This window comes from Thioalkalivibrio sp. AKL8 (assembly GCF_000380525.1).
Classification (GTDB): Bacteria; Pseudomonadota; Gammaproteobacteria; order Ectothiorhodospirales; family Ectothiorhodospiraceae; genus Thioalkalivibrio; species Thioalkalivibrio versutus.
The window spans coordinates 175,604-196,975 of record NZ_AQYF01000009.1 but is presented as its reverse complement, the minus strand read 5'-3'; the positions used below and the strand labels follow the sequence as shown (position 1 = coordinate 196,975).

Genomic DNA, 21,372 nt, shown 5'->3' with positions numbered 1-21,372 from the left:
CACCCGATCTTCCCGCCCGGGCACCGATTGATCGCGACGCCCCGCTCGCCTCCCTTACAATGAGCCTACATCTGCTGTTCAGGATCGCCTGTGATCTCGCTCATTCCCCGCCTGTTTCAACGCGCCCCGGCCCTCGATCCCGAAAGCCGGGCCTGGATCCACGCCATCTTCGATTGGGCCGGGAACGAACCACACCTGGGATCGATGCTGCGCAAGGCCCACCTCGTTCTGCCCACGGCCGAGCACTTCCCCGGGCAAGCCGACAATCGCCAGGCCATGGCTCAACTGGTGTTCGATCGCGTGCTGGAACATGCCGGGCTCGCAGACAGCCCATTCCGGCTCGCGCACCCTGGAAACCTGATGGACGATCCCATCCCCTGGGATGCGATGAATACGGCCCGACCCAGCCGCAACCCGGCGGAACCCCAGTCGGGGGACGTCGGCATCCGCTACGACCCGGAGCTCGTCGCCCATTCCCAGGCGCTGATTGCCCACTTCGCGCGCGAGATCGCCTTGCGCCTGCTCGCCACGGCTGGCGAGCCCCCACCCGCCCTGGAGGGTAACGAGGCCCATATCGCGGAACTCCTCGCCACCCAGATGGGCTTCGGGGTCATGCTGGCCAATACTGCCTTCCAGGTCCGCGTGAATCAGTGCGGTGCCTGCAAGGGGCCGAGCGCCGAACGCGAAACCGCACTCTCGCGCGACGACCTTGCCTACGCCCTGGGATTGTTCTGCCGGCGGCACGCCATCCCGCCGTCCCGAGCGAGGGCTCACCTGAATACCCCGTTGCGCCCGGCCCTGCGCCACGCATTGCGCGATCTCGCCCGTCGCGAGCGTGAAGCCGCGAGCGGCGCCGCCTGATCGGCCCGTCCTACGGGCCCCAGCTGCACACCCGCCAGGCGTGGCGTTATTCAATCCGTTTTATAAGACTTCTTCCGTACCTTACTGTCGAATAGTCAGATTTACCTGATCGAAAGTGGATACCACTTAGCGCGGGGTCTCGGCGCGTTGAAGAGCGGTGCCCGGGCATCTAGTTATCAGAGTTGCGAAACCACAGCTTTCTGGAGGCCCATCATGACCACCCTGCGTTACTGCCTTGCTGCCCCGATCTTCCTTGCGTTTGCCGCCGCGCCCCTGCACGCCAGCGAGGGTACCTTCGACACCCCAACGCTGATCCCCGAGCTTGCGGTCAAGGCCGCAGAGGCCGCGGTCGAGGCCTGCCGCGAACGCGACACCCAGGTCACTGCGGCCGTGGTCGACCGACATGGCACCCCCCAGGCCCTGAAGCGCGACCGCTTTGCCGGTCCGCACACGGTGGATACCGCCATCCGCAAGGCCTGGACTGCCGTCAGCTTCCGCACCGACACCCTGGAGCTTCGCGAGATGACGGAACCGGGGGCAGCCGGCTATGGCATCCAGCACCTGCCGGGCGTCAGCACTCTGGGCGGCGGCAAGCAGATCACCACCGGTGGTCGGATTGTCGGCGGCATCGGCATCTCCGGCGCCCCTAGCGGACAGGTCGATGACGAATGCGCGGCAGCCGGCATCGACGCCATCACCGAAGACCTGCTCTAACCCCACCATCTGCCGGCGGGGCCTTCTCGCGCGAGCGGAGGGCCCCGTTCATCGCATGACCACGCCAGCCGTTTCAGGCGCCGAGCAAACCGCTTCGCTGAAGCCCGTCGAAGATAAACTGCATCGCGAGCGCGCTCAGCAGCACGCCCAGGATGCGCGTGAGCACATGCGCGCCGGTCACGCCCAGCCAGTGCTGCAGACGTGACGCCACCAGCAGGCACACCAGCGCAAGCACCATAACGGCCACCAACGCCCCGAGCACCACGGCCTGGGCCATCCAGTCGCCCTCGGCCCGGCTCATCATCAGGATCGCGGCCCCCATCGCGCCGGGGCCGGCCAGCAAGGGCGTGGCCAACGGAAAGATCGACAAGTCCTTGCGGGTGCGCGCCTCCTGCGTCTCGGCCGCCGTGGCCGACACCGCGCCCGAGCTGCGGGCAAACACCATGTCGATGCCAATCAACAGCAGCAGGATCCCGCCCGCGGTGTACAGCGCCGCCAGCGAGATCCCCAGCAGCGACAGCAGCGCCTCCCCGACCAGCGCGAACAGCAACAGGATGCCGCCCGCGACCGCCGCCCCGCGGATGGCCATGGCACGGCGCTGGGCTGGGTCCACGCCCCGACTGAGGACCGCGAATACCACCGCGACATCCACCGGCCCGATGGTCACGAAAAACGTGGCCAGCGCGACGATTCCCAGTTCCAGCATGGCGGATCCCTCCTCTGGCGGCTGTTCTCCAACGGCCATGACATGCCCGGAATGGGCCTGGCCATCCGGGGTTTAAGTTGCCCTTCGTGATCGACGAACCTACTTTAGCGCGTTCTGAAACGCTTATTGGGGAGCCATCGAGTCATGAAACGTCGTGTTGTCGGTCATCTGACGCTGGCCAGTCTGCTTGCATCACCCGCCCTCGCTTATGCCCAGGAGGCCGCTCAGACACTGGGCACCGTATCGGTTACGGCCACCGGATACGAGACCCTGATCGACGAGACGCCGTCCTCCGTCACCGTGATCGAGGCCAGCGAAATCCGCAACCGCGAGGCCCGCACCCTGGGCGACCTCCTGCGCGGCCAGCCGGGTGTCGCTACGGCCGTGGACGGATCGGTGGGCTCCGATCCGATCATTCGTGGCCTGAAGCGCGACCAGGTGCTGGTTCTGGTCGATGGCGTGCGCATCAATGCGATGCAGCCGCCGGCCCGCGGCTCGCTGGCTTCCTATGTCAACGTCGACCTGATCGAACGCATCGAGATCGTGCGCGGCCCGGGCTCCGTGCTCTACGGCGCCGGTGCCATGGGCGGCGTGATCAACATCATCACCCGCGGCGGCGATTTCACCGACGAACCCGAGACCCGCGGCTTCTCCCGCCTGGGCGTCACCTCGGTCGACGAAGGCATCCGCGGCGCGGTCGGCGTCACCGTCTCCAACGACCGCAACGTGCTGGACCTCTCCACCGCCTACCTGAACACCGACGACTACAAGAACGGCGACGGCGACCGTCTGCGCGACTCCGGCACCGAACAGAACGCCTACCACCTGCGCTACCGCGGCAAGCTCGCACCAGGCCACGAGGTCCAGTTCCGCGCCCAGCGCGACCAGCGCAAGGACGTCTGGTACCTCGCCTCGCGCAACTTCAATGAAACCCCACCCAGCGCCTCACCGAATCCCATTGCTCCGCCCCTGGGGCTTAATACCCACTACACCCCGCGTCAGACACGCGATCTCTTCGAACTTCGTTACGAGGGCGAGCTATCCGGCGACTGGGCACCTCGCGTTGAAGCCTCGGTGTACCGACACGAACTCTCGCGTGGCAACTACGATTGGAACGCGGAACTCGGCCGCGATTACCGCACGTCGGATACCGACTTCACTACGGACGGGCTTCGCGTGCAGACGGAACTGGTCCCCGCCGACGACCAGATCCTGCTGGTCGGAGCCGAGGCCTGGCGTCTTCGTGCAAGCCCCGAATCGTATTTCGGGACCGAGAGCAATGAGTTCCAACCAGGCGAGTATGTCAATCCGTTTATCGATACGCCTCAGCCTTTGGTAGAGAACGGACGCATTGAGTCGGTTGGGATATTCGCGCAGCACGAGACCTACCTGGACTGGGCCACGGTCAATCTTGGTGTTCGGTACGACGAGATTTCCGGGAAAGCGGATGATGCGTTCATGGTCGCCCCCCCACTCGACAAGACCGACCGTAACCTCAGCTGGTCGGCCGGGTTGACCTGGCACCTGGATGAGGCCTTCAACCCCTACTTCAGCCTCTCCGAGGGCTATCGCTCTGCAAGCCTGCTGGAACGCTACCTGACCTACCCCTACAGCGACGGCTTCACCTGGCAGAGCAACCCGCAGCTGGACCCGGAACGGAACCGCACGTTCGAGGTGGGCGCACGCGGCCAGATCGGCGCGACCTCCTACACCGTATCCGCTTACGAAAGCCGGATCCGCGACTACATAGGTGGCGAAGTAATCGGCTCCGAAACCAAGCAGACGATCAACCTCGACGAGGCCCGCATACACGGCATCGAAGCCCTGGTGGAGCACGCGTTTACCGCTGCGATCACCGGCTACGCGAGCGGCACGTGGATTCGCGGCGAGAACCGCGACAGCCGCTTTGACGAGCCGCTGACCCAGATGCCGCCGCCGGAGGCCAGCGTCGGGCTCAGTCATTCTGTCCCGCAGGGCTGGCAGTGGGATGCCCGCATCCGGGCCGTGGCGAGCCAGAGCCGGACGGCCGACACCTTCACGGAGAACAGCGAACGCAACACCTCCGGATTCGCCACCGCCGATCTCGCGGTCGGCTACCGCTTCGGGCCCAGCGCCGGCTTTCGTTCCAACGAGATCACCTTTAGCGTGACCAACATCGCCAACAAGACCTACCGCGAGCACGTCAACGAGATGACCGAGGCACGCCTGGACCCGGCCAATGGCGTACAGGACATCTGGGCCCCCGGCCGCAGCTTCGGGCTCACCTGGAACGCCGAGTTCTAGACCGGCCGCCGCCTTCGCCCCCAAGACAAGACAAGGACAACACCATGCGTTTACGCGTAATCGATTTCGGCCAGCAGCCCGCCGTGCGTTCCCAGGCGGTCTACCACGGCATCGCCGAAGCCATGGGCAAGGACGACGATCCGGTGCTCACCCTGGTCAACCCCGACGACCCGTATGTCTGCGTCGGGTTGCATCAGGAGATCGCCCTGGAGGCCGACGAAGACTTCTGCAAGGAACAGGACCTGCCGATCATCCGCCGCCACGTCGGTGGCGGTGCGGTGTATCTGGACCACAACCAGATGTTCTTCCACTTCATCTATCCGTCGTCCAAGGCCCCGCGGATCGTCTCCGAGATCTACAAGAAGTTCATCGACCCGGTGATCAACACCTACCAGGACCTGGGCGTGAACGCGACCTTCCGCCCGGTGAACGACATCCACGTGGACGGACGCAAGATCGGTGGCACGGGTGCCGCCAGCATTGGCAACGCCACCGTGATGGTCGGCAGCTTCATGTTCGACTTCGACACCGCGACCATGGCGCGTTGCCTCAAGGTCCCTTCGGAGAAGTTCCGCGACAAGCTGCGCGCCGGCATGGAGGACTACATCACCACATTGTCACGCGAACTCGGCGAGATGCCTGCCCGCGAGACCGTGCGCGATGCCTTCCTGAAACGCGTAGCCAGTGACCTCGCCATCGAGGTCGCGATGAGCGAACCCACCGCCGAGGAAACCGCCGCCATCGAGGAACAGATGGCCGAGCTGACCGACCCCGAATGGACCTACCGAAAGGGCCGCAAATTCGTCGAGATGGGCGTCAAGATCGCCGCCGGAACCCACCTGACCGAAGGTGCCCACAAGGCCCCCGGCGGGCTGATCCGGGCCCAGCTGATGGAGAAGGACGACCACATCGCCGATCTCCTTCTGTCCGGCGATTTCACGGTCTTCCCGGAAGACGGCATGGATCGCATCGCCGACGCCCTGCACGGCCAGCCACTGGAAGAAGAAGCCCTGCGCACTGCTGCGACCACCTGCATGCAGGAGATCGGCCTGGACGCCCCGGGCATCGAAGCCAGCGACATCGCGACGGCGATCCTCGCCTGCGTCCACCGCGAGCCTCATTGAGCGGTCACGCGCAAGGCTTCGCATCCAAACAGAAACGGCCGGACCACCCTCTTGGTGGTCCGGCCGTTTTGACGTTATTGCAGCTTTCTGCGTACGACGATCCTCAGGCCGAATCCAGGCACTCCGCACGACTGGGCGCGGTGTTGAGCCGGTCGCGATCACTTGTGTACGGCTCCGTTCGGGAGGCGGCACGATCCGCAGTCTTCAGGATCTCCGCGGCCCATTCAGGAAGCTCCGGCGAGAGCCGATAATAGATCCAGTTGCTCTCGCGCCGGGTACGCACCACCTGATAATGGCGCAGAGCGGCCAGGTGACGCGATACCTTCGGCTGGGACATCTCCAGAGCGTGGGTCAGCTCGCAGACACACAGCTCCCCTTCCGCCTGCATCAGCAAGAGCGAGCGAAGCCGTGTCTCGTCGGCCAGCAAGTTGAACAGGTCCGTAGGGGTAAGCGACATACCGTATCCAGCAAAAATCCTTGGACGAACTATATCCCGACAGCTCAAGTGGAACAACGAATAGGCGTCCCCACGATTCCGCCCCAGTCCAGGACGAGCAAGCCGGTTGCGGCATTTCGAACATCCGGCCGCATCTCCCTGGAAGATGTCCGACGTTTTCGTTCGTTACGTCTTCGATTCGTGTATGATGCGGGGTTGGCAGTTGCCATCCGATTTTCGCCGGGCCTTCGTTTCCGGCCTGTGTGAGTACCCTCAATGTCTGATTCCCCCTCCTTCTCCCAGCTCGGGCTTTCCGAGTCGCTGGTTCATGCCCTGTCGAACATGGGCTTCACGACCCCGACCCCGGTCCAGGCCGCCTGCATCCCCGCGCTGCTGAAAGGCCGCGACGTTCTGGGCGAAGCCCAGACCGGCACCGGCAAGACCGGGGCCTTTGGCCTGCCGCTGATTGACCTGATGGACGCCGGAAAGCGCGCGCCCCAGGCACTGGTGCTGGCCCCGACGCGCGAGCTGGCCAACCAGGTCGCCGGCGCCCTGACTGAGTTCGCCCGCGAGTTCTCCGGCATCGATGTGCTGCCCGTCTACGGCGGCCAGCCGATGGGCGAACAGCTGCGCGCCCTGCGCAAGGGCCCGCAGATCGTGGTCGGTACGCCCGGCCGCGTGGTGGACCACATCAAGCGCGGCACCCTGAACCTGGATGCCCTGCGCGTCGTGGTGCTGGACGAAGCCGACGAAATGCTGCGCATGGGCTTTGTCGAAGAGATCGAGTGGATCCTGGAACAAACCCCCGAAGCGCGCCAGACCACCCTGTTCTCCGCCACCATGCCGGCGCCCATCCGTCGTATCGCGCACCGCCACATGCGCGAACCGGAAGAGATCCGCATCGGCGCCGGCAACGAGGCCGGCACCGACATCGACCAGAGCTATTGCCTGGTCGATGCCCGCCACAAGGTGGAGGCCCTGACTCGCCTGATGGAGACCGAGGAAGACCTGGACGGCGCGGTCGTCTTTGCCCGCACCAAGGCCTCCACGGTCGAGATCGCCGATTCACTCGGCCAGGCCGGCATCGCCGCGTCCGCGCTGAACGGCGACATGGAACAAGGCGAGCGCGAGCGTGTGGTCAGTGACCTGCGCGACGGCCGCCTGGATGTCATCGTCGCCACCGACGTCGCCGCCCGCGGCATCGATGTGCCGCGCATCAGCCACGTCTTCAACTTCGACGCCCCCGGCGATGCCGAGGTCTACGTCCACCGCATCGGCCGTACCGGTCGCGCTGGCCGCAAGGGCCGCGCCATCCTGTTCCTGGAACCGCGCAAGCGCCGCATGTTGAAGGACATCGAACGCCTCACCGGCAAGCCGGTGCGCGAACAGCCGGTGCCCGACCGCCAGGCCGTACAGGCCCGCCGCGAGACGCGCTTCGCTGAGCGCGTTCAGGCCCTCCTGGGCAGCGAGCAGAACTCCGGACACGAAGCCTTGGTCGATCGCCTGCTGACCGACAGTGGCGTATCCGAGCGCGAACTCGCCACCGCCCTGGTCGCACTGGCCACCGCCGGCAGCCCGCTGGATGCCAACGCCACGAAGGGCGCCGATCCGCTGCTGGCGGCCGCCCGTGCCCCCTATTCCGAGCGCGGCGACAAGCGCCGGGACAGCAAGCCCCGGGGCGAGCGTCCATCGCGCGGCAAGGATCGCGAGCCGGAAGCCGACATGGTGCGCTACTACATGCCGGTCGGCCGCAACAACGGCGTGGCGCCGGGTGCCATCGTTGGCGCGCTGGCCAACGAGGGCGGCCTGAACGGCCGCGACATCGGCCGCATTGGCCTGCGTGACGACCACAGCCATGTGGATCTTCCGGCGTCGCTGGACGAAGCCGCGATTCGTCGCCTGGGCAACATCCATATTGCCAACCGCAAGCTGGAACTGACCCTTCAGGCCCCGCGCCCGGGCCAGGCCGCGAACCAGGACGACGCTCGCAAGCCTGCGCCGCGCAAGACCGCCAAGCCGCGCAGTGACAAGCCGGAGACCAGCGGCAGGTCCAAGCCGACCAGCAAGCCCACACCGGCCAAGCGCGGCCCGGCCCCGGGCAACGGCAAGCGCCCGGCCTATGCCGCCGCACCCGGCAAACGCCCCGTGCGCAAGGGTACCAGTGGGCCCAAGAACACCGGCTCGCGCGCGGACGGCACGCTGATGATCAAGCGCAAGGCCGCCAACGGCTAAGCGCGGCAACTCAAAGGCGCGTGCCAGACAACGCCCGCGGCCTCCGAAAGGAGCCGCGGGCGTTTCATTTGGACGTTCAGAAATCTCCGGTGCGCCCCGCCTCGACGATGCTGTAGATCGTGTCGCGCACCTCGCGGGCCACGACCTCGAGATCCTCGGGGAGATCCGTCGCATGCAGCATCATGTCCATGTTGGTGGTGACGATCCAGCCCTGCCCCTCGTCATCCTCCACCACTGCGATACGACAGGGCAGAAAGCTCGCATAGATGATGTCGTGCTTCACCATCTGGTTGGCGATCAGGGCATCACAGAAGGCGAGAATACGCATGTAATTGCCCTCGCCGCCCATTGCCTGCACCTGATCCGACAGCGGCAAATCGGCGACCTCCTGGAAATTGCGCAGATTGGCCCGCAATTTCATCGACTCGATGGCCTCGTCGATGGTGACACCATCTTCGATCTTGAAAACCTCGGCACTCTGCCGAACCATCTGTTGCAACGTTTCAGGATCCAGCGCCTCGTCCCCCTCCGTCGATTCGGACGCGGCCAGCGGAAGCGGCAGCAGCAATAACGACAACACGAGCATCCAGACTTTCATCGCGCACTCCTGGTTCGGGTGGACGGGAGAGCCCGTCGGCCGAAAGCCCTTGCGGCCCTCCCTAGTGCGAATCTAGATCATGCGCATGCACTTCACCGAATCTACCGCGCCTGGACGCGGGAGATTCACAATCGGCGCCGGGCCCCGCACGGGCCCGGCCGACAGGATCCACAGCAGCGCCTTAACGCCGGATCAAGCAGTAGAGTTGCTCGTACTTGCCATTGGTGTGGTCGGTCCGGCCCTCCTCGCCCTGCCAACCCCAACGAGCGGCAGGAAACAGCTGACGCATCGTTGGCACTGCGCAATGGTAGGGCGGCCCGCCCTCGCGACCGGTCTGCATGAAACACGCAAACAGTTCACCGCCTTCACGCAGCCAGCCATGCAGCTTCGCCTCGTAGGCCGACCACTGCTCGGGCGCCAGGGCACAAAGAGATGTCTGGTCGTAGATGCCGTCCACTGGCCCCTCTGGTTGCCAGGCGAGCATGTCCGCCTGCACCACCTCCGCCTCCAGCCCGGCCTGCGCCAGTTCGCGGCGCAAGTGCCCTACCGGCGTAGGCGCCACATCCAGCCCGATCACACGGAAACCCCGCGAGGCCAAAGCCGGCACCTCGTGCCCAAAACCGCAACCGGGCACCACAATCCGCGAACCGGGTCCCAGCGCGGTGACCTCCAACCAACGCTCCAGCGAAGGGCTGGGCGCGCCGCGATCCCAACGGGTCGAACCCGCCTGATAGCGCGCCTCCCAGTCGGTCTCGGCATTCAGAACTTCGGAATCAACTGGCGAACCTTCGGAAATTGGCATCACTCCCCTTCTCGGCACAGGATAGGAAATGCATAGACCCTACCAAACCACGAATAACTCCCGGAGACCTCGATGGACCGTACTCAACTGCCCTATCGCATCCACCGCCAGGAACTCGGCCCGATGGAGAACTTCGTCTATCTGATCGAGGACCGCGCCAGCCATCGTGGTGCGGTGGTCGATCCAGCCTGGGACCCGGAGGCGATCATCCGTCAGGCCCGCGAAAATGAAGTCGACATCTCCGACATCCTGCTGACGCACAGCCACCACGACCACATCAACGGGGTCGAGGCAATCCTTGAACAGTATCCAAATGCGCGACTGCACCTGCTCAAGCCCGAGGCCGAGTTCTGGGGCAAGGAGCTGGAACGTCCGGAACTGCACCACGGTGGCGACGAGATGCGTCTGGGCGACACCGAGATCCGCTTCCTGCATACACCCGGCCACACCCCCGGCTCCGCCTGCTTCCACATGCCGGCGGGCGACGACCTGATCACCGGCGACACCCTGTTCGTCTTCGGCTGCGGCCGCTGCGACCTGGCCGGCGGCGATCCGGAACAGATGTTTCACACCCTCAACGGCCTGCGCGAGGGGCTTCCGGCCCATACCTGCATCCACCCGGGCCACAACTACGCGGAAAAGGCGGAATCCACCCTGGCGGAGGAGGATGCGGGCAACCCCTTCCTGCACTTTGACGACAAGGACGCCTTCGTCCATTACCGCATGCATGAACACGACCGAGTACGCAGTACGCCCTATCACCCCATCCCGAGGGGATAAGGACGGCGGACGGGGCCGGAAAGCCACAACACACTCACCGCGACGGTTTGCTTGCTGCCTCGGGGCCCATCGGGTCCACCGTGCATCCCGTCGATGCGAGCGCAGCTGGATAGACTTCCTGGCTACGAACCAGGTGTGTGCCTCAACGTACAGACGTGGGTGACAGCGCTCCGCAACATCGTTGGTGCGTTCGCATCGCTGGGTCCAAGTGCCCGCGTGATGCACGCGACATCGACTTCCGGATTGAACGCCGGACCCATCAAGGAGCGACACCATGAAAAAACTTTCCTCACTCAAACTCGCCGCGGCCACGGTCCCCATCTTCGTCTTTGGCCTGGGCGGTGTCATGACCGGCGCGATGGCCGGCGAACACGAGAAGGACTCGGACGACCACGAGGTGATGGAAGAACGTGGCGCCGAAGGCCACGACCGCGACGCCATGGAACAACCACGTGCGGACGCCCGTGACGATGCCCCCCATATCCAGCGCATGCCGGACCAGGGGCTGCACGTCTCGGACCTGATGGACCAGAAGATCCATAGCCGTGAAAGCCAGGACGAGATCGGGGAAGTCCATGACCTGGTCGTCGATCAGGACGGCCGTATCGTCGCGGTCGTGATCGGCACGGGCAGCGGCGTTCTCGGCCTCGGCGGAAAGGACGTGGCGATCGCCTGGGACCGTATCGAGCGTACGTCCGAAGACGGAGAGGTCAAGCTTTACATCGACATGAATGAAGACACGCTGCAGGAAATACCGGAATACGAACGCGACTAACGCGTTGGTTGTCCTCGCCCCGAGGGGTACCACACTCCTCGGGGCCACCGACTCGCTACGCAGCCATTGGTTATCTCGCGCGTCCGGGTGGGGCCCTGCGCTTGCGCAAACCCCGTGCGCCACCCAAACCGCGTAGCCAGTTTCCAGCTAGCAGGGCCGCCCACTACTACGCCACCGCCCCGGACACACGCCAATCACCGAAACCTGGAGGTGAGCCCCGGCGGGCCAGGCCCCACCCACGGCTGGCGGTTCAGTGGTGGACCCGACTCACTTTCCTCTCGAACTCTACGAGCTGCCCCTCGGCCGCGGCCCGGCTCACGCCATACCGCTCCTGGATGCAGCCCACCAACTCGTCGCGTTCCCCCGCCACGGTTTCCAGTTCATCGTCGGTCAGCTTGTCCCAACGCGCCTTGACCTTGCCCTTGAACTGCTTCCAGTGATCTTTCGCGATATTCCAGTTCATCTCGCACTCCTCCGAATGGCTGGTCGGCCTGATTGCCGCCCGATCCAGAACCCTGCGGAGCCCACCCGTCCCCGTCTGTGCGGGACCGCACAAACCCGCCCGAACTTCACGCGCAACGTCCGCCTCCGTTCTACCCATCAAGGGTCCTTCCCATCTTGAAAAGCACGATTTGGATCCACGGTTCCGCAGAACCCAGGGCTCTGTTGATTTTCGCCAACCAGAACACAGCGCGTCCGGATGTCTATGTGCGCCACCGTACAGATACCCCATCTCTGGAAACGTAATCTGATCCCGAGTATCGACCGGGACCATCCCGGCCACGCCCAGAACCCACCGAGACAACCACCCTATCCCGCCCCGGATGGGAACCAATCAGGAGAAACCTAATGACCAAAAGGCTAATCGCGCTCACGCTCTGTCTGGCCGGAACACTCCCCCTCGCCGTCCAGGCCCAGCAAGCAGGATCAACGGCGAACTTTGGACCTTCCATGGGCGACCGCGAGTTCTCGCTTTCCGGAAGCGGCAGCAGTGACCGCAAGTTCGACAGCACCAACTTCGGTATCTCGGGCGATATGGGCTGGTACCTGCGCGATCATTTGATCGTCGGGGTCCGCCAGAGCATCAACTACGCCGACATCGAGGGCGAGAACATAACCAATGACTTCTGGAATGGCGCCACGCGCGGCTACCTCAACTTCCAGACGACGGACGGCCGTCTGCGTCCCTTTGGTGGTGGCAGCCTGGGCTTCATCTACGGCGACGGCGTCAAGGACAGCGCGTTCGCCGGCCTGGAAGGCGGCCTGAAGTATTACGTGCTGGAAAACACCTACGTCCTGGGCCGCGTCGAATACCAGTGGTTCTTCAGCCGCTCCAGCGATGCAGAAGATGCCTTCCGCGATGGTGCGTTCGCCTACACCGTAGGCCTCGGCTACAACTTCTGAGCCTTCTTGCCCGGGGTAGGGGCAGTTCGAAAGAACGCCTGCTGCCCTGCCCCGAGGCACACCACGGTCAGGGGGCAGCCGCCGCCCGCCACCATCCAATCGGGCCGCAAAGTCGCTTCATAACTGCTCGAAGAGCAGGTTGACAGAGACTTCTGTGCGTCCTCGATCAGGCCCCTTTCGTTCACTACCCAATGCACAGCGCCCTTGTCTCGGACGACATGGGGCGACACCGCGAGAACACGCAAACGCGCTTCAATCAGCGTCTCGCTGAAGATCCTTTTCAACACCTCATATGACGTATCGAAATCATCGTTACGCCATTGATCTCTCGTATTTTTTCTGTCTCCCGTTACCTGAAACCCAACGCGCCCGGGGGCGAATGTGCGGCAACGTACAGATGCCCTCTCGGTTGCGACCGCAATCTGCCGTTTCGGATGCAAAGCGGGCCCTCCCGGTCGCGGTCGCACTCCAAAGTGCTCTGCGCCATGCCAACGCGGCGGGTAACGTTTCAGGAGGCAGGTAATGATGAAAAAGGTAGCCGCAGTCATGCTCTGCCTGGCTGGACCGTTCACCCTTTCCGTCCAGGCTCAACAAGGATCAGCCGCCAACTTTGGGCCCTCCATAGGCGACCGCGAATTCTCGCTTTCCGGAAGTGGCAGCAGTGACCGGAGGTTCGACAACACCAACCTCGGCATCACGGGTGATATAGGCTGGTATCTGCGTGGTCACTTGGTCCTCGGCGTCCGCCAGAGCATCCACTACGCCGACCTCGAGGGCGACTTCCTGACCAATGACTTCTGGAGCGGAGCCACTCGAGGCTATCTCAACCTTCAAGACACAGACGGCCGGATGCGTCCCTTCGCTGGCGGGAGCCTGGGCGCAGTCTACGGCGACGGGGTCAACAACAGCGGGTTCGCCGGATTGGATGGGGGCTTGAAGTACTACCTTCTGGAGGACACCTACGCCCTGGGTCGCATTGAATACCAATGGTTCTTCAGCGGCTCGAATGACGCAGAGAATGCGCTCCTCGATAGTGACTTTTCGTACACTGTCGGACTTGGCTACAACTTCTGATTCGCGTCCGGGACCGGGGCTTTTCGGGCGCACGCTCGAATCGTGAAATCCACACCGGAACAATGCCGCGCCGGCGCCATGCCTCCGCGGGCGTCGGCGGCATGCAGGATTTCGCCCACGACCGCATTCGTGAACGCGACGGAGTGCGAAGCACGCTCTATCGCCCGATCGTGCACGGCTGGGAGAGCCAGGCAGACCAAGCCGAACGCAAAGAATACCCCGCGACGGCTTGCATCCTTCGGGACCAATCGCGATAATGCGCGCCTTCAGTCGATGCGCCCGTAGCTCAGCTGGATAGAGTACCTGGCTACGAACCAGGTGGTCGGAGGTTCGAATCCTTCCGGGCGCGCCATATTCCAGAGAAAAGGATCAGTGACTTACCGTCGCTGGTCCTTTTTTCGTTTTGGGCCAGGTCACGCCCCGTGACACTCTCGTGCCACTTCTGTGCCCCCCCCCCGAAAATCAAACACAACATGAAGGATATTGGCTGCACTGTGGTGAAAGCGGAACGCGAAACACGCGAGGCCTTTTCGGTTGATGGAAAATACCGTCAACGGGAGGAGACCGCTCTGAGTGTTTTGGACCGCTGCATTGCACATCTCGACATGGACGCCTTTTTCGCTTCCGTGGAATTGCTGCGCTACCCGCAACTGCGGGGCCAGCCGCTCGTGGTCGGTGGGCGCCGTATCGAAGCCCCGGCTGTGGGCGACGGCGGCGGGGTCCAGTTCACCCGCCTGCGCGACTACCGCGGCCGGGGCGTGGTGACCACCGCGACCTACGAGGCGCGGGCCCTCGGCGTGCATTCCGGCATGGGATTGATGACCGCTGCCCGTCGCGCGCCGGATGCGTTCCTGCTGCCGGCCGATTTCACGGCCTACCGGCACTACTCGGGGCGATTCAAGATGGCCGTCGCGTCCCTGGCGCCGCAGATCGAGGACTGCGGGATCGACGAGATCTACATCGACCTGACGTCCTACCGCAGCGGCCCTGCGCGGATCGCCCGCCGGATCAAAGAGGCGGTGCGTGCCGCGACGGGGTTGTCCTGCTCGATCGGAATCGCTCGGAACAAGCTGCTGGCGAAGATGGCTTCGGAGTTCGACAAGCCGGATGGTCTCACGCTGGTGGGTCCGGCGGATTTGGGCGGCCGGATATGGCCGTTGAAGGCGAGCAAGATCAACGGGATCGGGCCAAAGTCCTCAGAGCGGCTGGCGCGTCTGGGCATTCACACCATCGGCGATCTCGCCCGAGCAGAGCTCGGGTCTCTGCAAGAACACTTCGGGTCCAACTACGCCACCTGGCTACACGCGGCCGCACGCGGGCGGGACGACCGGCCGGTGGTGACAGAGGCCGGGCGCAAGTCGGTCAGCCGGGAAACGACGTTCGAACGCGACCTGCATCCGCGTCATGACCGCGCGCAACTCACCGAAACCCTTGTGGCCCTCTGCGAACGGGTGGCCGTGGATCTCCAGGCGCTGGGCGTGCGCGGACGGACCGTGGGCATCAAACTCCGCTATGAGGACTTCCGCACGCTGACCCGCGACCACACGCTGCGCGAGCCAATCGACGAACCGGAAGGCCTGCTGGCCGCGAGCCGGGAGTGCCTGCGCCGGGCGCCTCTGGAGCGGCCACTGCGGCTGCTGGGCGTACATGTCAGCGCCCTGGTGCCGGTTGGCAAGGGCGGTGAAGATCCGGGACCCTGGGCCCAGGGCGAGTTGGCCTTCGAGGAGTGAAGCGCTTGGCGTCTGGCAAGGCGCGGACGCCGAGTCGCAAAAAGCGTTGCGCCCGGGAATGCACGCTATCGACGCGGTTCCGCGCTAGTCCTGCCCTTTACCCATACGTCGCGCAGACCCATCAATGCAGGGCGATGTCATCCGATTTCATCTCTCAAAGCGTAGGCGTAGGCGTAGGCCGTCGTGGTGAGTTTGGCGTAGCCGTGCCACATCAGTGGGTATCCGGGCGGCGTTACCTTTTTGGCCTGGAGGTTCGGCGAGGGATGGCTTGGGTAGCCCCCAACCCGTTGGGGCGACCGGAAGGGATGCTCTCAGTCCGCTCACCTCCCTGTCCAGACGGTTCCACATAATGGTCGACCGACTCGTGTCCGACGAGCGCTAGATACTCGTTTGGGCGGGACACCCCCTGTGACACCGTAGTCGACGTCTTCCGTTCTTGTTTGTCCCATCTCAAGAACAAGGCCGCGCCGATTTTCCGGGGGTTACGTTATTACCAGGGTACCGCGATCCCACTTGAGGTCGCTTTAGCCTGTTTCCCGAAGTATGGAAAATTCTGGCTACGAACGAAGTCGGGCGCGCCATATTTTCGAAAGAGGGCATCCACATCCGGTGCGTTTTTTCCTTTCTTCGGGCTGCAGGGAATCTGTAACCACTCACGCCAAGACCCAATGAGATGCCAGGGAGAGTCACGTCACAGCGATGCCAGGTAGGCGCGCATCGAGGCCAGGCCCTTGTCCGTCAAAGCGACACGCATTCGCCGGCGATCTCCTGGATCGGGATACCGAGTTGTCAGACCGAGACGCTCGAGGGTATCCAGGTAGCGGGAGGTGGTCGTCAACGGCACTCGCGCGCCTACCGCGAGGCTGGAGACATAAGTCGCATGGCCAGTCAGGTGGTTATGGGTCAGATCGAGGAGCATGTCCCAGGCCGGATCGGAAAAGAGATCGGACGGGAAATGCTGTAGCCGTCGTCGCTGCAGGGCCAACACCTCTCCGACACGTTCCAGCATCTCGCCGTCCGACAGATCGATTTCGTCCGGTTGCGTCGAGCCTGCCCCGCGCCTGTGGCTGGTCGACCCGAACGCCTTCAACTGGCGGTCCATATCGCGCATCTGTTTGCGCAAATGCTCCATCGCGGACGACACGTTATCGACAAAGCCACTTCTCTCGCGCTCTTCGCGTGCCCGGCGGATCGCCCGGGTGACCGCTCCGTGCAGGACTTCGCGACTGACCGGCTTGCTGAGCACGTCCTCAACATCGTGGCGCAGCGCCGTCACGGCCGCATCCGCATCCAGGTGACCGCTCATCACGACGATGCGAGGGCGCGCGCCATCCTCCGCGATGTCATGTATGGCGCGGATGAGCGCGAAGCCATCCATGCCCGGCATTCGAAGGTCCACGACAACGACCAGAATGCCGGGGTGTCCCTGCAGCCATCGCAGGGCCTCACGTCCGTCCCTCACCGAAACGCACGGGATATCCGAAAGCGACAGGCTGCCCTGGAGTTCATCCAGGACATCGGGGTCGTCATCGACCAGTAGCGCAATCGGGGCAACCGCCGATTCGGCAAGTGACGTCGTGTTCATGCGGAGCGTTATCCATTGCCGGGTTGAAGTGTTATACCTGCGCGCTCAATGCATCATCAATGCATTGGCTCGTCAAAAGCACTTCTTTCATTCTGGAAAGACGCTCACAAGGTACCGCGAGCAGCACCCGCCTCTATTTGCCGGCTAAAGCCACTGGATAAGCGGACCCGCGCGGGGCAATCCCACGAAGGTGCCTTGCATCGCATCGCCACAATGGCCCCATTCTGGCAGAAGTCTCATTGTCGCTCGCTTCCGCTTGGCGGCTGGTTCCGTATGCTGGAGCCGACACGAAACGATCGTCGAAATGACCCCGGGGCTCAGCATGACGCCAGTGGACCACACGCAGCCTGCCACCATGCCCAGCGCGCCACTCATGCTGATTGTGGACGATGTGCGCGAGATTCGGGAGGAACTGATCGCCAGCGCCGGCCTTCATGGCATCGCGGCCCATGGAGCCCCCGATCTGGCGGAAGCACGGCGCCGCCTGAGAACGGCTCGCTACGACCTGATCCTGCTCGACCTGAAGCTCTCGGAAGGGGACGGGCTCGCCCTGTTGCCCGAACTCGCACGGATGGAATCAGCGGCACCAGCGGTGGCGTTTCTGTCCGGACTCAACGCGGACATCCTGGGCGCCGCGGGCGACGTGGCGGCCCAACTCGGGCTGAACGTGCTCGCCCCACTCGGAAAACCCATCCGGCGCGCATCCCTGACCGCGTTGTTTCGCCAACTGGAACAAGAGCCTCGCTCCCGCCCCGGGGTCGAGCTCCCAGCCACCATAGGGCGGCGCGAATTCACCGAAGGGCTCGCACAGAGGCGGCTGATCCCCTATCTCCAACCCCAATACTGTCTTCGCAGCGGTCGTTTGCTCGGATTCGAGAGCCTGGCTCGCTGGGAGGTTTGGGAACTCGGCCAAACGCTGACGCCCGTTACATTTGCGGCCTACCTGGATGACCCTGAGTTCGCATGGCCCGTATTCGAACAGATTTTCCGCCAGGTCCTGCACCACGCCTCCGCCCTGCAAGAACGGTTCGGCGCTCACCTGCGCTTTGCCGTCAACGCCGGTGCAACGATCTTTGGACACGCCCGCTTCCCGGGCGATCTGGTTCGGGCATGCACCGAGGCAGCGCTGCCCGTTCATTCGCTCACCATCGAACTGACCGAGAGCGCACCGTCACTCAGCGTCGAGCAGCGCCTGGGTCTCGCCCGGGCACGCATCGCGGGGTTCGGGATCTCTCTGGATGACTTCGGTGCCGGCTCGGCAGGTCTGACACGGCTCGCCCAGTTGCCCTTGACCGAAGCCAAGGTGGATAGCTGGTTCATCCGCAACGCCACAAGCGACCGGCGCCGTCAGGCCCTGTTGCGGGATATCGCCATCCTTTGCAACCACCGGGCCATCGAGAGTGTCATCGAAGGGATCGAGGACCAGGCAATGCTGCAGATGGCCCAGCGGTTTGGCTTCGGTGTCGCACAGGGATACCTGTTCGGGCATCCAGTGCCGATCGAGCACGCCATGGAGTGCGCCGATCACTTCGCCCTGAACACGGAATCCACCTCGAAGAGCGACGCCCCGAACCGGACCATCCGCACGACGGAGGTCTCCCTGGAACCCGAGGCCCTCGTTTCATCGCATGCAGAGACGACCCACGAACCATCCGCCTGGTGCCTGATCGTCGACGACGACCCCCATATTCGCGAAGAGATGTCCGCGATTCTTACCGGCGAAGGCGTGACGTGCTGGCTGGCCGGCAGCGTCAGCGATGCCGAGTGGCAACTGGCAAACATCGACGATGTGGCGGTCATGTTCATCGACATCGACCTGCCCGACGGCAACGGACTGCAGTTACTTCAGCATCCGGTCTTTCTCGACCGTCAGCTCGCACCCATTCCCATCATCCTGACCGGGCATGGCAACGAGACGACCGCCAACCAGGCCCGCGAGCACCACGCCGAATACCTTGAAAAACCGGTATCGCGAGAACAGATCCGCACGGCATTCAGGCAGGCCTGCGCGCGCTCGCCGTCGCGAAACACCTGTCGATCCTCTGCCACCGCGGCGCTGCACCACTGATGAACCCCCGCCTGCTACGCATCGGCTTGTTGCTCGCACTTGTGATCCCGATCGTGATGTTCGGGATCCCCTGGGCCGGCCACACCGTCATGGCTTCGCCTCCATCGACCGGGGGCCCCTGGTACGTACTTGGGGGCCTGGTGGCGGGGCTTGCCACAGCCTGGCTGATCGGATTCCTGGGCTTCGACGTAACGAGCCCCCATACCGCCGGGCAAGAGAGTGACAGGCCCGGGTCCGCCGATCGGCCTTCCACAGTCGAGGCAACGCAACGTCATCAACTGGCGTGCCTGACCGGCCTCCCCGCCCCCCTCGCCCTGTGGAGCGGGACGCTGCAGCCGCAGGGGCGCCCCAGGGTGGACTCCGTCAGCGATGGCTATACCAGCCTCACCGGACTGAATGAACCTCCGGACGACTGGTTCGGGACGGCCGTGGAAGAGGACGCATCGAACATCGAGTGCGCCCTGGAAACCCTGCGCGCACAGGGCCGCTGTGAAGTCGACTATCGTATCCAGCTTCCTGACGGGACCCTGCGCTGGATCCACGAGCGACTGGCCATTTGCGACAAAACAACGGACGGACCCTGGACCATCGCCGGGCTCGCCCTGGATGTCACGGGCGCCCGCCTCGGTCCGCAACGCCTGCTCGAAAACGCTCGCATGGCCACCATGGGCCAGATCGCACTGGGATTGACGCACGAGTTCAACCAGCCGCTTCAGGTCATCCAGCTAGCGGCGGACAATGCCCAGGAATTCTTGCGCAAACCCGGTGGCGGTCAGCCACCCTCCTACGCCGTTGCACGGCTCGAACGGATCATGGAGCAGACCGAGCGGGCGGCCGAACTGATCCGCCTGTTGCGGTTGTTCGGACCGCAGGCGACAGCCCTTCAAGCCATCCAGTTGCGGGATGCGGTTGACCATGTCCTCACGTTGATGGGGCAACAACTCGAGATGCGCGACATCCGGGTGCAGTGTCAGTTCGCGGAGCTACCCGCAGTCCACGCCGCACGCGGTGATCTCGAACACATTGTGGCCAACCTCCTGTTCAATGCCCGCGATGCGCTGGAGACAAAGCCTGGTTCCCGCATGCGCAATGGACAGGACACCATCTGGATCACCACGTCCCGCGAGATATACAACGGTGCCCCCTGGGCGGTGCTTGCGATCCAGGACACCGGTTGTGGTCTCCCCGAGGGGCCTTCGGCGCGCCTGTTCGAACCGTTCTACACGACCAAGGAGCAGGGCCTCGGACTGGGCCTCACGCTCGTCCAGGGGATCGCACAGGCGCGCGGTGGCCATGTCGAACTGGCATCCACGAGCGGTGGCGCCCGCGTCTCGGTTTATCTACCGCTGCCCCCCAACGCACAACCGTAAAAACATCCTTTCCGTCCGCCTTCTACCATTCGAGGAACCCAAACCGATGGCCTTGCTCACTTGGCCCCGCCCGCTGACCGATGACCCGGCCTGCATGACCCATCGTGCGCTTTTTCTGGACCGAATCGAACGCCTGCTTCCGTGGGAGACGCTGATCCAGCAGCTGATCGATGCCGGCGTTGCCGAGGATCACTTCCCGGCAGGGCTGAACACCCACCTGCGCATCCATTGCCTGCAACAGTGGTTCACCTATACCGACCCGGCAGTCGAAGAAGCCCTGTACGAAATTCCCCTTTTCTGTGCCTTCTGCGGGACCGAAACATCGGTCGAAGGCAAACGGATCAACGAATTCAGAGACACGCTGGACGGGCTTGGACTGCTCGACTCACTGCATGATCGAGTGAACCAGACGCTACAAGGCGCCGGCCTGACGCTCAAGCCCGGGCGGGTCGAGGATCCGGTCCTTTTGCGCGACCCGGTGGCAGCCGGGCTGGGCGATCCCCTCGCGCTCTCCCCGCGTCCGGAAACCTCCGTCCCCATGGACCGTGCCTAATGCGCCAAGGGCATCCCACCAGACTGGGACAAACATGCCTGGATGATTGGCTGCGGCGGCAACATGCTGGAAGCAGGACGAGCATTCGGAAACACGGAGACTCGACATGCCTAGCCGCGACTCGAGGAAACGCGCCATCCACCGCACCCATGTCAGGCCCAGACCACCGGCAGCTCACACTCAGGTGGGTGGCATACGTCGGCTGCCGGCATGGTTCACGAAGCGCCATGCCCACCGGACTGCCCCCCTGCAGCACCTATTTGCTCCACTTTGGGTC

Annotated in this window: 19 protein-coding genes and 1 tRNA gene; 14 read left to right on the top strand and 6 right to left on the bottom strand. The window is 64.0% G+C overall.

Features of this window, described 5'->3' with window-relative positions; translation table 11 throughout:
* Positions 1 to 90 precede the first annotated feature (90 nt).
* Complete coding sequence (locus G335_RS0110260; RefSeq protein WP_018176696.1) at positions 91 to 861, top strand: hypothetical protein; 771 nt, start codon at positions 91 to 93, stop codon at positions 859 to 861.
* A gap of 213 nt (positions 862 to 1,074) precedes the next feature.
* Positions 1,075 to 1,575 carry a heme-binding protein gene (locus tag G335_RS0110255; protein ID WP_018176695.1) on the top strand — a complete coding sequence of 167 codons (501 nt, stop codon included), beginning with the start codon at positions 1,075 to 1,077 and terminating at the stop codon, positions 1,573 to 1,575.
* A gap of 73 nt (positions 1,576 to 1,648) precedes the next feature.
* Here G335_RS0110255 and G335_RS0110250 read toward each other — a convergent pair whose 3' ends face one another.
* Positions 1,649 to 2,281 carry a MarC family protein gene (locus tag G335_RS0110250; protein ID WP_018169905.1) on the bottom strand — a complete coding sequence of 211 codons (633 nt, stop codon included), beginning with the start codon at positions 2,279 to 2,281 and terminating at the stop codon, positions 1,649 to 1,651.
* 144 nt (positions 2,282 to 2,425) lie between these two features.
* On the opposite strand from G335_RS0110250, the gene G335_RS0110245 reads away from it, so the two are divergent.
* Together G335_RS0110245 and G335_RS0110240 are read left to right on the top strand one after the other, a co-directional pair.
* Entirely contained in the window at positions 2,426 to 4,564 is a 2,139-nt protein-coding gene (locus tag G335_RS0110245; RefSeq protein WP_018176694.1) for a TonB-dependent siderophore receptor, read from the top strand.
* Between the two features lie 44 nt (positions 4,565 to 4,608).
* Positions 4,609 to 5,688, top strand: coding sequence for a lipoate--protein ligase (locus G335_RS0110240; RefSeq protein WP_018176693.1), 1,080 nt, complete (start codon positions 4,609 to 4,611; stop codon positions 5,686 to 5,688).
* A 103-nt stretch (positions 5,689 to 5,791) separates the two neighbouring features.
* On the opposite strand, the gene G335_RS0110235 is transcribed toward G335_RS0110240, so the two are convergent.
* Positions 5,792 to 6,145, bottom strand: coding sequence for a metalloregulator ArsR/SmtB family transcription factor (locus tag G335_RS0110235; protein ID WP_018169908.1), 354 nt, complete (start codon positions 6,143 to 6,145; stop codon positions 5,792 to 5,794).
* A 255-nt stretch (positions 6,146 to 6,400) separates the two neighbouring features.
* On the opposite strand from G335_RS0110235, the gene G335_RS0110230 reads away from it, so the two are divergent.
* Positions 6,401 to 8,356, top strand: a complete 1,956-nt coding sequence (locus G335_RS0110230; protein ID WP_018176692.1) for a DEAD/DEAH box helicase — start codon at positions 6,401 to 6,403, stop codon at positions 8,354 to 8,356.
* 76 nt (positions 8,357 to 8,432) lie between these two features.
* On the opposite strand, the gene G335_RS0110225 is transcribed toward G335_RS0110230, so the two are convergent.
* Both G335_RS0110225 and G335_RS0110220 read right to left on the bottom strand, forming a co-directional pair.
* Positions 8,433 to 8,954: a DUF302 domain-containing protein gene (locus tag G335_RS0110225; protein ID WP_018176691.1), complete on the bottom strand. Its 522-nt coding sequence runs from the start codon at positions 8,952 to 8,954 to the stop codon at positions 8,433 to 8,435.
* A 181-nt stretch (positions 8,955 to 9,135) separates the two neighbouring features.
* Positions 9,136 to 9,756: a methyltransferase domain-containing protein gene (locus G335_RS0110220; RefSeq protein WP_018176690.1), complete on the bottom strand. Its 621-nt coding sequence runs from the start codon at positions 9,754 to 9,756 to the stop codon at positions 9,136 to 9,138.
* 72 nt (positions 9,757 to 9,828) lie between these two features.
* Between G335_RS0110220 and G335_RS0110215 the strand changes: the two genes are divergently transcribed.
* Positions 9,829 to 10,536: an MBL fold metallo-hydrolase gene (locus tag G335_RS0110215; RefSeq protein ID WP_018169912.1), complete on the top strand. Its 708-nt coding sequence runs from the start codon at positions 9,829 to 9,831 to the stop codon at positions 10,534 to 10,536.
* Positions 10,537 to 10,810: 274 nt separating this feature from the next.
* A complete protein-coding gene (locus G335_RS0110210; RefSeq protein ID WP_018176689.1) occupies positions 10,811 to 11,311 on the top strand; it encodes a PRC-barrel domain-containing protein in 501 nt (166 codons plus the stop codon).
* A 250-nt stretch (positions 11,312 to 11,561) separates the two neighbouring features.
* Here the strand turns inward: G335_RS0110210 and G335_RS14375 are convergent, their stop codons facing one another.
* Positions 11,562 to 11,774: a CsbD family protein gene (locus G335_RS14375; RefSeq protein WP_026304820.1), complete on the bottom strand. Its 213-nt coding sequence runs from the start codon at positions 11,772 to 11,774 to the stop codon at positions 11,562 to 11,564.
* Between the two features lie 386 nt (positions 11,775 to 12,160).
* Between G335_RS14375 and G335_RS0110200 the strand changes: the two genes are divergently transcribed.
* The 4 genes from G335_RS0110200 (at position 12,161) to dinB (ending at position 15,519) form a co-directional block, all read left to right on the top strand.
* Positions 12,161 to 12,715, top strand: coding sequence for an outer membrane beta-barrel protein (locus G335_RS0110200; RefSeq protein WP_026182098.1), 555 nt, complete (start codon positions 12,161 to 12,163; stop codon positions 12,713 to 12,715).
* Between the two features lie 522 nt (positions 12,716 to 13,237).
* Positions 13,238 to 13,789: a hypothetical protein gene (locus tag G335_RS0110190; RefSeq protein WP_018176686.1), complete on the top strand. Its 552-nt coding sequence runs from the start codon at positions 13,238 to 13,240 to the stop codon at positions 13,787 to 13,789.
* A gap of 275 nt (positions 13,790 to 14,064) precedes the next feature.
* Positions 14,065 to 14,141 (top strand) — tRNA-Arg (locus G335_RS0110180).
* A 121-nt stretch (positions 14,142 to 14,262) separates the two neighbouring features.
* Positions 14,263 to 15,519: a DNA polymerase IV gene (gene dinB / locus G335_RS0110175; protein ID WP_018176684.1), complete on the top strand. Its 1,257-nt coding sequence runs from the start codon at positions 14,263 to 14,265 to the stop codon at positions 15,517 to 15,519.
* 691 nt (positions 15,520 to 16,210) lie between these two features.
* Here the strand turns inward: dinB and G335_RS0110170 are convergent.
* Positions 16,211 to 17,104: a response regulator gene (locus G335_RS0110170; protein WP_018176683.1), complete on the bottom strand. Its 894-nt coding sequence runs from the start codon at positions 17,102 to 17,104 to the stop codon at positions 16,211 to 16,213.
* Positions 17,105 to 17,426: 322 nt separating this feature from the next.
* Here G335_RS0110170 and G335_RS0110165 point away from each other — a divergent pair, with 322 nt between their 5' ends.
* From G335_RS0110165 to G335_RS0110155, 3 genes are read left to right on the top strand one after another with little or no spacing between them, the layout of a single operon-like run.
* The gene (locus G335_RS0110165) at positions 17,427 to 19,172 is read left to right on the top strand and encodes an EAL domain-containing protein (protein ID WP_231368500.1); all 1,746 of its coding nucleotides are present in this window, start codon (positions 17,427 to 17,429) and stop codon (positions 19,170 to 19,172) included.
* Positions 19,172 to 20,542: an ATP-binding protein gene (locus G335_RS0110160; protein ID WP_018176681.1), complete on the top strand. Its 1,371-nt coding sequence runs from the start codon at positions 19,172 to 19,174 to the stop codon at positions 20,540 to 20,542. Before G335_RS0110165 ends, G335_RS0110160 begins: the two co-directional genes overlap by 1 nt.
* Before the next feature lie 46 nt (positions 20,543 to 20,588).
* Positions 20,589 to 21,095: a transposase gene (locus G335_RS0110155; protein WP_018169921.1), complete on the top strand. Its 507-nt coding sequence runs from the start codon at positions 20,589 to 20,591 to the stop codon at positions 21,093 to 21,095.
* Positions 21,096 to 21,372: the final 277 nt, after the last annotated feature.

Excerpts from the sequence above, each read along its gene's own strand:
- G335_RS0110255 (WP_018176695.1), top strand. The coding sequence starts at position 1,075 with ATGACCACCCTGCGTTACTGCCTTGCTGCCCCGATCTTCCTTGCGTTT.
- G335_RS0110250 (WP_018169905.1), bottom strand. The coding sequence starts at position 2,281 with ATGCTGGAACTGGGAATCGTCGCGCTGGCCACGTTTTTCGTGACCATC.
- G335_RS0110245 (WP_018176694.1), top strand. The coding sequence starts at position 2,426 with ATGAAACGTCGTGTTGTCGGTCATCTGACGCTGGCCAGTCTGCTTGCA.
- G335_RS0110240 (WP_018176693.1), top strand. The coding sequence starts at position 4,609 with ATGCGTTTACGCGTAATCGATTTCGGCCAGCAGCCCGCCGTGCGTTCC.
- G335_RS0110235 (WP_018169908.1), bottom strand. The coding sequence starts at position 6,145 with ATGTCGCTTACCCCTACGGACCTGTTCAACTTGCTGGCCGACGAGACA.
- G335_RS0110230 (WP_018176692.1), top strand. The coding sequence starts at position 6,401 with ATGTCTGATTCCCCCTCCTTCTCCCAGCTCGGGCTTTCCGAGTCGCTG.
- G335_RS0110225 (WP_018176691.1), bottom strand. The coding sequence starts at position 8,954 with ATGAAAGTCTGGATGCTCGTGTTGTCGTTATTGCTGCTGCCGCTTCCG.
- G335_RS0110220 (WP_018176690.1), bottom strand. The coding sequence starts at position 9,756 with ATGCCAATTTCCGAAGGTTCGCCAGTTGATTCCGAAGTTCTGAATGCC.
- G335_RS0110215 (WP_018169912.1), top strand. The coding sequence starts at position 9,829 with ATGGACCGTACTCAACTGCCCTATCGCATCCACCGCCAGGAACTCGGC.
- G335_RS0110210 (WP_018176689.1), top strand. The coding sequence starts at position 10,811 with ATGAAAAAACTTTCCTCACTCAAACTCGCCGCGGCCACGGTCCCCATC.
- G335_RS14375 (WP_026304820.1), bottom strand. The coding sequence starts at position 11,774 with ATGAACTGGAATATCGCGAAAGATCACTGGAAGCAGTTCAAGGGCAAG.
- G335_RS0110200 (WP_026182098.1), top strand. The coding sequence starts at position 12,161 with ATGACCAAAAGGCTAATCGCGCTCACGCTCTGTCTGGCCGGAACACTC.
- G335_RS0110190 (WP_018176686.1), top strand. The coding sequence starts at position 13,238 with ATGATGAAAAAGGTAGCCGCAGTCATGCTCTGCCTGGCTGGACCGTTC.
- dinB (WP_018176684.1), top strand. The coding sequence starts at position 14,263 with ATGAAGGATATTGGCTGCACTGTGGTGAAAGCGGAACGCGAAACACGC.
- G335_RS0110170 (WP_018176683.1), bottom strand. The coding sequence starts at position 17,104 with ATGAACACGACGTCACTTGCCGAATCGGCGGTTGCCCCGATTGCGCTA.
- G335_RS0110165 (WP_231368500.1), top strand. The coding sequence starts at position 17,427 with ATGACGCCAGTGGACCACACGCAGCCTGCCACCATGCCCAGCGCGCCA.
- G335_RS0110160 (WP_018176681.1), top strand. The coding sequence starts at position 19,172 with ATGAACCCCCGCCTGCTACGCATCGGCTTGTTGCTCGCACTTGTGATC.
- G335_RS0110155 (WP_018169921.1), top strand. The coding sequence starts at position 20,589 with ATGGCCTTGCTCACTTGGCCCCGCCCGCTGACCGATGACCCGGCCTGC.